Source organism: Methanoplanus limicola DSM 2279, from assembly GCF_000243255.1.
Lineage (GTDB): Archaea > Halobacteriota > Methanomicrobia > Methanomicrobiales > Methanomicrobiaceae > Methanoplanus > Methanoplanus limicola.
In genome coordinates, this window is sequence record NZ_CM001436.1 from 2,455,008 (window position 1) to 2,467,859 (window position 12,852).

10 protein-coding genes are annotated in these 12,852 nt (G+C 43.7%); 9 read left to right on the plus strand and 1 reads right to left on the minus strand.

The features are described from left to right. Positions 1–52: 52 nt before the first annotated feature. Positions 53–787: a class I SAM-dependent methyltransferase gene (locus METLIM_RS11605; RefSeq protein ID WP_004078643.1), complete on the minus strand. Its 735-nt coding sequence runs from the start codon at positions 785–787 to the stop codon at positions 53–55. Between the two features lie 182 nt (positions 788–969). On the opposite strand from METLIM_RS11605, the gene bchH reads away from it, so the two are divergent. The 9 genes from bchH (at position 970) to METLIM_RS17450 (ending at position 12,686) form a co-directional block, all read left to right on the plus strand. Further along, positions 970–4,788 carry a magnesium chelatase subunit H gene (bchH, locus tag METLIM_RS11610; RefSeq protein ID WP_004078644.1) on the plus strand — a complete coding sequence of 1,273 codons (3,819 nt, stop codon included), beginning with the start codon at positions 970–972 and terminating at the stop codon, positions 4,786–4,788. A 259-nt stretch (positions 4,789–5,047) separates the two neighbouring features. Beyond that, entirely contained in the window at positions 5,048–5,530 is a 483-nt protein-coding gene (locus tag METLIM_RS15785; protein WP_157202304.1) for a hypothetical protein, read from the plus strand. Further along, positions 5,530–6,753, plus strand: a complete 1,224-nt coding sequence (locus tag METLIM_RS11620) for an ABC transporter substrate-binding protein (protein ID WP_004078646.1) — start codon at positions 5,530–5,532, stop codon at positions 6,751–6,753. Before METLIM_RS15785 ends, METLIM_RS11620 begins: the two co-directional genes overlap by 1 nt. 18 nt (positions 6,754–6,771) lie before the next feature. After that, positions 6,772–7,815 (plus strand): FecCD family ABC transporter permease, encoded by a 1,044-nt coding sequence (locus METLIM_RS11625; RefSeq protein WP_004078647.1) that lies wholly within the window; start codon positions 6,772–6,774, stop codon positions 7,813–7,815. A gap of 8 nt (positions 7,816–7,823) precedes the next feature. After that, complete coding sequence (locus METLIM_RS11630; protein WP_281034227.1) at positions 7,824–8,591, plus strand: ABC transporter ATP-binding protein; 768 nt, start codon at positions 7,824–7,826, stop codon at positions 8,589–8,591. 152 nt (positions 8,592–8,743) lie between these two features. Continuing rightward, entirely contained in the window at positions 8,744–9,736 is a 993-nt protein-coding gene (locus METLIM_RS11635) for an ATP-binding cassette domain-containing protein (RefSeq protein WP_004078649.1), read from the plus strand. After that, entirely contained in the window at positions 9,733–10,497 is a 765-nt protein-coding gene (locus METLIM_RS11640; protein ID WP_004078650.1) for an ABC transporter permease, read from the plus strand. Before METLIM_RS11635 ends, METLIM_RS11640 begins: the two co-directional genes overlap by 4 nt. Positions 10,498–10,617: 120 nt before the next feature. After that, positions 10,618–11,682, plus strand: coding sequence for an ATP-binding protein (locus METLIM_RS17445; protein WP_048145970.1), 1,065 nt, complete (start codon positions 10,618–10,620; stop codon positions 11,680–11,682). A 128-nt stretch (positions 11,683–11,810) separates the two neighbouring features. Beyond that, entirely contained in the window at positions 11,811–12,686 is an 876-nt protein-coding gene (locus tag METLIM_RS17450) for a vWA domain-containing protein (RefSeq protein WP_052300922.1), read from the plus strand. Positions 12,687–12,852: the final 166 nt, after the last annotated feature.

The window sequence follows — 12,852 nt, forward strand, 5'->3', positions numbered from 1 at the left end:
TAATTAAAAATGGAGAACTCTTATCTGACAAAAAAAATTAAAATTAAGATCTTTATTTCCGGGCGTAAAACTGATACAGACACATATTCCCGGCAGATCTCCTCCTCATATCCGGCATCTCCTCAGTAATTATTCTGATGCCGGAAAAGCCGGCTTTGGAAAATGCGTCATAAAGTTCAGAAGATCTCATCAGCCTCGGAGGACCCTGTCCGTTTCTCTTATCAGCAAATTCCTCAAGTCCGAGTGTTGAACCGAAAAATATCCCGTCTTTTTTTAGAGCATTACAGGCATTATTCAGGTATTGCCTGAACTCATCCTCATCCCTTATAACATGCACAACACTTCCTGAATAGACAAGATCATAAACCTCAGATGTTTCCGGGAACTCAGGTGCAACAGTAGTAAGCTTCCGGATAAACTCCTCATCAAGGTAAATATCAGCCCCAAGGCTGATGCTCCCGTCATTTACATCAAATCCGTGAACCTTCTCAGACGGATAGCCGTCACGGATAAGCTGGCGGATTGCATCCCCTGTTCCGCATCCGTAATCGAGAAAATTCCCTCTGATTTTATGCGCATTTCCATAGAAGAAATGCTTCATAATCCGTGGAATTCCGATATGCCTCACAATATACGGGTAAGGGACATTATCGGTACTGTACTTCCGGGCCATATCCTCATAATAGCCCTCCGGATAATTTACACCAAGTTTCTCAGCTCTTCTCATCGCACCTGCCAGCTCATCAGGGAAATTCATATCATATCCGGGCCGTCTTTCCATTGCCATAATCTTTTTTCTCCTTATTTCTGCGAATATTCAGTAAACCGGAACCGTAAAACTCCAGATTTTCGGGACTCCCGGTTGCCTGAATCATAATTATAATTTTTCAGACGTTACAATCATTAAAAATCACAATAATACTGTGATAAATAGTATTTGTTGCTACATATTAATATGGATGTGTCACCATGATAAAAATTACATGCATCTCAACTGTATCATCACCTTCGATCATTGAGGCTGCACATAAAATCCGGAAAAATTTCGGGATTGATATCGATTTCCGGCTGTATTACCCGCACCAGATACAGAACGAAAACATAGATGAGGAGACTGTAATCAGGCATCTCCAATCTTCAGACTGCGTTCTGCTTGATATAAGAGGCGTGGGCAGGGCAAATGAACTTGCCATAAAGGCTCTCAGAGATAAAAACTCAGTCTGCCTTAACATGATGGGACCGTGGAGCAATCTCTTTGAAATCACACGCCTCGGGGCGATGTCGGGGAAGGAAATTCTTGCAAAATCACGGGCAAACAAGGAAAAATCAGAGCCAACGGTTTTTAAAGACGATACAGCCCGTCCTCCAGAAAAAGAGAAAGATGAGAATGCACCGCCGGAGGACAGGCGGAAGATAATGAAGGATATGCTCTCCGAAAGTTCAGGCTCACTGAACCGTGAGGATATTGCAAATTATCTGCAGTGTATCCAGTACTGGCGCGAGGGAGGACTGGAGAATTACTCGCAGATGTTTATACTTCTGCTCAGGAGATACCTCGGGCAGACCGGCCTTCCTGCACCAAACCCCCCTCTTCACCATCCGGATTACGCAATATTTCACCCCGACCTGGGATATTACACAGAACGGGACGAATACTTTGCTGCATCGGGATACAACCCGGAAAAGCCGACACTTGGCATAATATTTCACGGCGGAATGCACCTTGACCAGAATATCCCGTCAATAAAAGGGCTCATCGGAGCACTTCCCGAATGCAATATAATACCTGTATATGCAAACCCGGAGAACAACATCCATTCCATTGAGAAATACTTTATGGACGGTGAAAAACCGCTCGTTGACGGAATCATTAACCTGAAATGGTTCAGGATCAACGGCGGCCCACTTGGCGGAAACCCGGAAATAACACAGATCCTTCTAAAAAAACTCAATGTCCCGGTATTTGCGCCGGTATCACTCTTCGGCCAGGATGTTTCCGAATGGGAGGATTCGATCGCCGGAATTTCACCTGTTGCCTCTATAATGTCGGTTATCTGGCCTGAACTTGACGGTTGTATAGAGCCAATTCCAATATGCGGTCTTATGCCAGTCGAGATTGAAGGTGAAGAATGCAGTGAAATACAGGTTATTCCGGAAAGGATTGAAAAGATCTCCGGAAGGATACTCAAATGGCTCAGACTTAAAAGGCTGATGAACAGTGAAAAAAAGGTAGCCATAATTATATACAGCTATCCTCCGGGTGAAGGCAACACAGGAGGTGCCTCCTATCTTGACACTTTCGTCAGTGTAAAGCGTATGCTTGAAAAGCTGAAGGATAACGGATATAATGTCGATATACCTGAAGGAAAACTTCATGAGATCTTTGAGGAGAACTGCATTGTCAATTCCGGCTCATGGTTCGACATATCAAAAACAGCAGAGAACAGTTTTTCATGGGATTTATCATCTTACCTGGAATATTTCAACTCTTTCCCGCCAGATGTCCGGGATGACGTCAATGAGGCATGGGGAACTGCTCCCGGTAATGTCATGACCCTTAATGACAGGTTTATCCTTCCCGGAATGCAGTATGGAAATGTCCTTGTTGCTATTCAGCCTGCACGCCCTCCCCTGACCGAAGATGATGTAGCAAAGGCTGCACATGACAAGACAAAACCGCCGCATCACCAGTACATAGCATTCTACCGCTGGCTTGAGACAGTATGGGGGGCAGATCTTGTATTCCATGTCGGAACCCACGGGCTTGCCGAATTTACAAAAGGAAAAGAGATCGGAATGAGCAGTAAATGCTTCCCGGACATTCTCATAGGCAATATGCCGCACCTTTACATATATTCGGTGACAAACACCTCCGAGGCTACAATTGCCAAAAGGAGGCTTTACGGCACAATGCTCAGCTACAATTCTCCGCCGTTTACAACATCCGATCTCTATGAGAAGTATATAGAACTGGAAGATTTAATCGCAGAGCATGAAGAGGCAGAAAGGCTCTCACAGGAAGTCAGGGTAAAAAGAACGGAAGAGAAGATCTTTGAGATTGCAGAAGAGCTTCATTTTGACCTGGACAGCATACATGCAATTCATGAACAGGTCTATGAGATGAAGAGGTCAATAATTCCCCAGGGCCTTCATACTCTCGGTGAAATGTACAAACCTGAGGCATATAAGCATTATATTGAATTTACAATCCGGTATGACAGGGACGGAGCAAAATCCCTCAACAGGATAATTGCAGAATCACAAAAAATCCCCTATGATGAGGCAATAAGGGATAAAGGAAATTATGCAACTGTTCTTGACAGCATTGACAAAAAATGCTCTGAAATTGTCAGTGTTCTGGTTGAACAGGGCATTGATGAAGCTGTTGTCTTCTCAGGAACAGGCGAAGAGCTCCATGACGACCTGAGAAATACCCTTAATCTCGGCCTTACACTTGCAGGCGACTATGCCGACAACGGCCTTGAGCTTGAAAACTGCATCAGGGGGCTGAATACGGAGTTTATCGCACCGAGGGTCGGGGGCGATGTTATACGCAAACCGGAAGTGCTCCCGACCGGAGGCAACCTTCTTCAGTTTGATCCGACAAAAATCCCTACACAGACAGCTTTTGAACGGGGACAGGAGATTGCAGAGAATACGATTCAGAAATACCTTAATGAAGAAGGAAAGTACCCGGAGAGAGTAGGAACAGTCCTGTGGGGTTTTGAGACAAGCAACAGCGGAGGGGAGACAGTCGGGCAGATCCTCTCTTATATGGGTGTCAGGGTTACAAGAAAAGCCGGCTCATGGTCACCCGAACTAAAGGTTGTTCCGATGGAAGAGCTTGGCAGGCCAAGGATTGACTGCCATGTGAGCATATGCGGCTTTTTCCGTGACATGTTCCCAAACATCATGCAGATGATCAATAAGGCTGTTGCCCTTGTTTCAGCACTTGATGAATCTGATGAGATGAATTATGTAAAGAAGCATTCCACCGAAAATATGCAAAGCCTTACAGAACAGCTGACTGAAGGCCTGCTTGATGAAAAGACCGCAAAGAAATTGTCAACCGCAAGGATCTACGGCCCTCACGGGGGTGAATACGGAACACGGATACTGGGTCTTATGGAAGATTCTGTCTGGAAGAGTGAAGAGGACCTCGCTGAGGTTTACATGTCTTCCATGTCACACATATATACCGATAATATTCACGGTCAGAGCCAGAGGGCACTGTATGAGAATAATGTAAAATCGGTTGAGATAGTATCCCAGATCCGCGACAGGCATGACCGCGAGATAGTTGATCTTGACCACTATTTTGAATATTTCGGCGGGCTTAACAAGGCCGTTGAGACAGTATCCGGCAAAACACCGATGCTCATGATCTCTGATACAACAAAGGAGGCTGTCTATACAGAGGATGTTAAGGATGTCATCAAACGCGGTACCCGCACCAGGCTTTTAAACCCGAAATGGATAGATGAGATGCTTAAGCATGATTACCACGGGGCTCAGCAGATTGAGGAGAGGGTCTATATAACCCTCGGATTTGCAGCGACTACCCATGCGGTTGAAAACTGGATCTGGTCGTCTATTGCGGAAAGATTTGTGTATGATGAGGAGATGCGTAAGAGGCTTATGGAAAATAACCGGTTTGCAGCCCTTGGGCTGACTGAACGCCTGATGGAAGCGGAGCAGAGGGGTTACTGGGAAGCAACAGAGGAGGAACTTGAAAAACTCCGCCAGGCCTATATGGAGATGGAAGGTGATATTGAGGAGAGATTATAAGCGAAAAAATAAGATGGAAAAAATCCGGGAGAAAAATACCCGGTCAATCATATTAAAACAATACCAGCAATATATCAGACAAATTCACACTTAATTCAACAAAATTATTTTTTTAAAATAAAATAGTTCATTATTCAAATATAGTATTGACAAACATCATAATTTGTAACAATAGTTAATACAAAAAGACACATTTTTAAAAAATGCAGTGACATAATAATACATGAGATTTCATCCGACAATAGAGAAAACAATAATTGTGTTTCTTTTCTTATCTCTGATCTCTGCTCCTGCTCTCGCAGGCGGGATGCAGGTTACACGTGATATCCAGCCGGAAACTCCCCAGGGAGGTGAGACGGTTACCATGACAGTAAGCCTTCCTCCTTCTTATTATGGCGGAATTATTGAAAAAATCCCGGAAGGATTTGATTATGCCGGTTCAGAACATCCCGCAGATGCTGTTAAAACAGACGGGCAGAATGTTATCTTTGCCGTAACCGGAGAAGAAGAGATCGTATATTCCATCAAAATGCCTGAAGATGGCTGCGGCTATCTCTATGGAGAATGGGAGGACTTTTCTTCCGGACTTAAGGGAAGTACTGAAGAAACACTTCTGACTACACCGGGTGCGGATACATCTGACCTGAAAAGTAACCAGAAGTCACCCGGATTTGCTTCATTTCAGGTCCTGGCTGCACTGTCGGCTCTGGCCTGCATATACGTGATCAGGAGGTTTAAGTAATGAAATCCGGATTTATGACCGCATTACTCTGCATATTTGCAATAATCACTTTATCTGTAATGCCTGCTGCTGCTTCAGATAACGAAAATGTCCCGCAGACCAGTGATGAAATCCAGGCATATGCGCAGGAAATCCTGAGAGAAGAGATCCTTGATTACTTCTCCTCAGAGTACCTTGGTTCAGGAGATGAACATCTCTCAGCTGATCAGCTAAAAGAGGCTGTCATCAGTTATCCCGAATACCCGCGAAGGATAACAGATTCAACAGGCCGGGAGATTACGATTGTAGAGCCACTTGAGCGTGTTGTTGCATACAACTTCCACGCCATGGGAGCCCTTGATGCTGAAGATACAGTTGTAGGAGTTGCAAACAGTGCAATGAGTGATGCCTGTGTCATTCCCGAACTGGGCAACAAGGTTAATATCGGAGGAGGAGGACCATATGAGCCTGACTTTGAGAAAATTCTTGAATGCGAGCCGGATGCCCTACTGACATATACTGAACTCGGGCCGGGTGCTGAATTTTTTGAGGACAGAATGCCGGATGGTGTTCCTGTAATACGCCTTGATTTCATCAGACCCTGGTCGCTTGTACCTGAGATGAATAAAATGGGTTATCTTATCAATCACACTGACAATTCAGCAGCTTACGAAGAGTGGCATGACGGATGGATGGAAGAGATTGATAAAAGGCTGGATGAGATCCCTGAAGATGAAAAAGTCCGTGTTTTCGTCGATGTCTGGTCAACAAGCTATACTGACAGAAACAATGAACGAAGGACAGTATCTGATGCCGAGCATTACAGCTATTACTGCACTGATGCAGACGGCATCAATGTAGCATCCGACCTTAACAGTCCACAGGGAACTGTTGATATTGAATGGCTTGTACAGCAGAACCCTGATGTAATTCTTGGTGTTTCCTATACAGGCAGTTATGACTCAGATGATATGAGTGAACTTAGTGCCCAGTATAATGAGCTAATGTCCCATCCGGCACTGCAGGAACTTCCGGCAGTGAAGAACAACCGCATTTATGTCCTCAGCTACCGCTACACAAACGGACTTACATACCCGGCAGCACGTGCCAGAGTTGCAAAATGGTTCTATCCGGAATATTTTGAGGATATTGATCCATCAGCCATACACCAGGAGTTTGTAACGGATTTCCTCGGATCTTCCTATGATGTGACCAAAAACGGCGTATTTAGCTACCCCGATTAGGCAGGAGAATAATTATCAATGGAAGAAATATCCAAAGGCAGATACCTGAAATTTATCAGGAAAAAAATATTTTTCCTATTAGCCATAATAATTGCTCTTGTTATCGTAATGGGTGTATCAGTTACAATAGGATCATATGATATGACCATTGCTGATGTATACTCAATTATAATTTATGGAATTCTAAATCCCGGCACCTCAACAGCCGATCTTGTCGTATGGAATGTGAGGCTTCCAAGAATACTAATGGGACTTCTTGCCGGGATCGGCCTTGGAATATCCGGAACTGTCCTGCAGGCAGTACTGAAAAACCCGCTTGCAAGTCCTTTTACTCTTGGAATATCAACTTCAGCAACTTTCGGGGCATCACTGGCAATAATACTTGGTGCAGGTATTGTCGGAGGGAGTTATATTGTCGTGATAAATGCCTTTATATTTACTCTCATCTCCTCCTTTGCAATTTACAGCCTTGCATATGCCAAAAGGTTTACGGCAGGGGCGATAATCATGGCAGGAATTGCCATCAGCTATCTTTTTGGGGCAATGACATCCTTCATACAGTTTATCGGGACCGCCGATGCCCTCCAGCAGCTTGTATTCTGGACAATGGGCAGCCTTGGAAAAGCCAACTGGCTATCGATTGAAATTGTAACACTGATTCTCGTAGTTACGATTCCGGTGATAATGTGGTATTCAATGGACCTCAATGTCATGGGTTCAGGCGACGAGGCCGCAAAAAGTATGGGCGTTGATATAACAAGGGTCCGTATAGTAACTATGGTATTAACAGCCCTGATTACAGCCGGAATCATCTGTTTTACAGGGACAATCGGCTTTATCGGACTTGTAGGGCCGCATATATGCCGTATGATCATCGGAGCAGATCACAGGTTTTTGATTCCTGCATCCGGCCTTATGGGAGGTCTGATTCTTATAAGTGCGGATGCCTTTGCAAGGGCGGTATTTGCACCGCTTGTAATACCAATCGGCATTATGACTGCTTTTATCGGAGTGCCGTTTTTCATATATCTGTTTATTAGAAGGAGGGGAACATTCTGGTAAAAATTGTAATTCAGGATCTCGGGTTCTCATACCGGAGTACTCCTGTTCTTAATGATCTTACATTTAATGTAGGTAAAGGAAAATTCCTTGGTCTGCTTGGGCCTAACGGTTCGGGAAAGAGCACATTGATAAAATGTATCAATCAGATTCTAAGACCGGGCGGCAGAATCGTAATGGATGAGGAAGAACTGCAGAAGATGCAGATATCCGATGTTGCAAGAAGAATCGGCTATGTACCGCAGTCAGAGGCAATGGGGATGCCAATGACCGTTTATGATACTGTTCTTATGGGCCGGCGTGTCCATATGGGCTGGAGACCATCATCACATGATCTGGATGTGGTGAGTGGAGTTCTCGATAAAATGAGTATAGAACCTCTTGCAATGGATGACATCTGGGAATTAAGCGGCGGCCAGAGGCAGAAGGTATTCATTGCACGTGCCCTTGCACAGGAACCTGAGGTTCTGCTTCTCGATGAACCGACAAGCAGTCTTGATCTGCGGCACCAGCTCGATACCATGGAGACAATCTCCGCACTTGTGAAAAATTCAGGGATTTCTGTTGTAATGGCAATTCATGACATAAACCTTGCAGCACGGTACGCTGATACGGTTGCAATGATAAGAAAAGGCACAATTTACGGAATTGGAAAACCAAAGGATCTCTTTACTCCTGAAGCCATAAAGGATGTTTATGGAGTTGAAGCTTCTTTTCTCTATGACAATTTCGGAAATCCGGTGATAGTACCGGTGAAAGCCACAGATGAAGCATTATAATATTTCAGATAAATTCTAGGGACTAAAAAAGGATAAAACCGTCGGCGCAACATATTTTCCAAAATTACCGGGTAAATAATCCAAACACGTTCTGTTGTCAGGATTATAGCCTTCATATTTTTATTTACATTAATTCTGTGGAGACAATACAGATGAATTCAATTGAACTAAAAGAAATAACCAAGATATTCGGGGATCTTACCGCAGTTGACAATGTATCCTTTTCTGTAAAAAAAGGAGAACTTTTCGGACTCCTTGGGCCAAACGGTGCCGGTAAGACAACTATCATCAATATGCTTACAACTCTTCTGCTTCCGACTTCCGGAAAAGCTGAAATTGAAGGCTACGACATTGTAAAAAAACCTGATGATGTCAGGCGGAATATCGGCATAATATTCCAGGAACCTTCACTTGATATCGGTCTTACGGGCTGGGAAAACCTGGAGTTCCATGCCATGATGTACAGCATAAATGCCGATGAGAGAAAGAGGAGAATAAAAGAGGTTCTTGAGGTTGTCGGGCTTACTGAAAAGGCCGGCGTTCTTGTGGAATATTATTCCGGAGGGATGAAGAGGCGGCTTGAGATTGCAAGAGGGCTGATTCACCACCCAAAGGTACTCTTTCTTGATGAACCGACTCTTGGCCTTGATGCACAGACAAGAAGAAAGATCTGGGATTACATAAAAGACCTCAATAATAAGTATGACCTCTCCATTATTCTTACAACCCATTATATGGAGGAAGCTGATTATCTCTGCGAGAGAATAGCAATTATTGATAACGGAAAAATCATCTCGCTTGATTCTCCGGAAAGCCTAAAAAACCAGCTTGAAGGAGATATTATTACACTAAAAATTCCGGGAGAGAAAGTTACATTTCTCAGAGCTCTTGAGGAGAAGATAAAGATAAAAGATCTGACACAAAAAGGGGATACAGTATTGTTAACAATAACAGAAGGCGAGAATAAAATCCCGGAACTGTTTTTACTGGCACAGAAAATGGGAGTTGAAATTAATTCCGTAAACCTGAGAAAGCCAAGCCTTGAGGATGTTTTTATTCACCTTACCGGAAGCGGCATTCGTGAGGAGGAAGGCAGCAGGCATGCCCATATCCATGCAGGAATGAGAAGGAGGATGATGAGATGATCCAGCCGGTTGCAGTTTATGTCCTGTGGCTAAGGGAGATGAAAAAGTTTGTCCGTGCAAAATCCCGCGTTGTCGGGGCTATAGCAATGCCGGCGTTTATGCTTGTTTTTCTGGGACTTGGATTTAGGAGGGTAGAGGTACCGGGGCTTCCGGAAAGTGTCGGATATCTTCAGTACCTGGTGCCCGGCATACTTGGAATGACCCTTCTCTTTACAGGAGCATTTGTCGGGATGTCTGTTCTGATGGACAGGCAGTTTGGATTTTTAAAAGAGGTCATGGTAACTCCGGCAAGCAGGGTTTCTATAGTACTTGGCAGGATCTCCGGGGGAGCAACAACTTCTATAATCCAGGCTTTAATGATGCTCTTTATCTCGGTATTCCTGGGTTTTCATCTGCCTTCCCTGCCGGACATTCTCATATCAGTCTTTGTAATGCTGCTGATTTCCATAATCTTCATCTGCATAGGGCTTATTCTCTCCTCTGTGATGAAAGACATGCATGGTTTTAATACAATGACAAATTTCATAGTATTCCCGATTTTTCTGCTCTCAGGTGCCCTTTTTCCGGTGGAAAACCTTCCTGCACCAATCAGGGTTTTCTCATATATTGATCCGCTCACTTACGGTGTCGATGCCTTAAGGGGACTTATGATTGGATATTCTGCATTCCCTCTGGGATTTAATTTAACAGTTCTTGTAATTGTCGCATCCGCCATGATCTGGATAAGCAGCATAAGTTTCAAAAAAAGCAAACCTGTCTGAACAATTAATTTTAAAAAAATAAATTTTTATTAGACTATTTTTGAATTAAGTATTATAAAACTTTAAAGAGTAATAAAAAAATAAATTTTAATAACATTGATTACTAAATAATTTTAGAACATGACTCACCATATACGCAGGAATATTCTGCCATTTACAGCAATTGTCGGGCAGGACCAGATGAAACTCGCACTTATTCTTAACGCAATTAATCCCCGGATAGGGGGAGTTTTAGTCAGGGGAGAAAAAGGCACAGCCAAATCTACCGCAGTCAGAGCACTTGCGGAAATTCTTCCGGAAATTGAGGTCATAAAGGGTTGTCCTTTCAACTGCAATCCACATAACCCAAACGAACTCTGTGATTCATGCTATGAAAAATTAAATAATAGCGAATCCACCGATACCGTAATACGCAAAGTACAGGTTGTTACACTCCCTTTAGGCTCAACTGAGGATCGTGTAATAGGAACGATTGACATTGAAGAGGCAATAAAGGAAGGAACAAAATGCCTTGAGCCAGGAATTCTTGCGGCTGTAAACAGGGGAATCCTGTATATTGATGAAGTCAACCTTCTGGATGACCATGTTGTTGATATCCTGCTTGATTCCGCAGCCATGGGGGTTAATTCTGTCGAACGTGAAGGAATATCATTTTCACACCCGGCAAAATTCATACTGATCGGAACGATGAATCCTGAAGAAGGAGAACTGCGTCCTCAGCTTCTTGACAGGTTTGGGCTTCAGGTTACAGTTGAGGGAATTGCCGATGTCAGCGAACGAGTTGAGGTTGTACATATTGCTGATGCCTTTGAGACAGATCCAATCTCATTTATGGAGGAGTATGACCAGAAGCAGAAGCATTTCAGGGAGAGAATTGTTTCTGCAAAGGAGATACTGCCAAATGTAGTTATCTCTGATGAACTTGTACACAGGATAGCACAAACATGCGTGGATATGGGAGTTATGACGCATCGTGCTGAGATTACAATTGTCCGCACCGCCAAGACGATCTCTGCTTTTAACGGTCGTGAGGAGGTAACAACCGAGGATGTCAGAGAGGCTATGGCCCTGGCCCTGCCGCACCGTATGAGAAGGAAACCTTTTGAAGACCCACAGGTTGACCAGCAGAAGATCAATGACATGATGCAGGACGATCAAAAAAAAACGATAATGAGCCGGACGTAGAGGAGCAGCCGGAAAACAGGGATGAAAATCCTGAAGAGACAGGGGAGATCCCACCTTTCGATTTTCCTGAAGAGGAAGAGAACCGCGACAACGAAATACCTCCATCGAGCGGATCTCCTCCTCAGGAGATGGTATTTGATATCGGAAGACCTATCGAGACATCAGGAATTAACTACAGTTCATGCAAAGACCGGATGAAGCGTTTATATGTATCCGGGAGGCGTGTGGACACTCTTTCTGAAAAGAACCGTGGGAGGTATGCACGTATCTGCATGCCTAAGGATATGGACGATATCGCTTTTGATGCAACTATGCGTGTGGCATCTGTCCACCAGAAAAAAAGGCAGAAGAACGGAAACAGGCTTATAATTAAGGACTCTGACATACGTGAAAGGATAAGGGTCGGAAAAGTTTCTGTAACATGTGTCTTTGTTGTGGATATCAGTGGCTCAATGGGTGCGGATAAGAGGATGGAATGCGCAAAGGGTGCGGTTCTCTCGCTTCTTGAAGATGCCTACAGAAACAGGGACAGAGTCAGCATTGTTGCATTCAGGGGCAGTGAAGCGGAAGTTGTCCTGCCTCTCTGTAACAGTGTTGATCTGGCATATAAATATCTCAGGGAAATGCCCACCGGAGGAAAAACTCCCTTATCACACGGTCTTATGAAGGCTTATGAGGTCCTGATGAATGAGAAGAAAAAAAGGGAGGATATAATCCCTCTGATTATCCTCATCTCTGACGGCAGGGCAAATTACGGATTTGGGAAGAACATTAAGGAAGAAATTTTCTCAATATCCGAGAGATTCCGGGATGAGAGAATTCACACTGTAATAATAGATACGGAATCCGTTAAAAATTCCTTCATTAAATTTCAGCTTGGCTATTGCAGGGATATAGCAGAGAGATCAGGAGGTTCCTATTACTCTCTTAGTGAGCTTAGTACAGAGGGCGTCAGTTCAATTGCTCTGAATGAAAAAGAGAGACTTGTTTCTTCATATATTTAGGTGCCTGAATTTAATGCAGTATGAATAATCTAAAAATATAACTCTCATTTTACCCTTAAATTCTACTAACGATCAAATTCAATTCCGACTTTTTTTTGTATATTTCGGGAGTGTAAAATACATATTTGAATCAAGTGTCAAATTTGGGGGCCAATGAAGAACAACT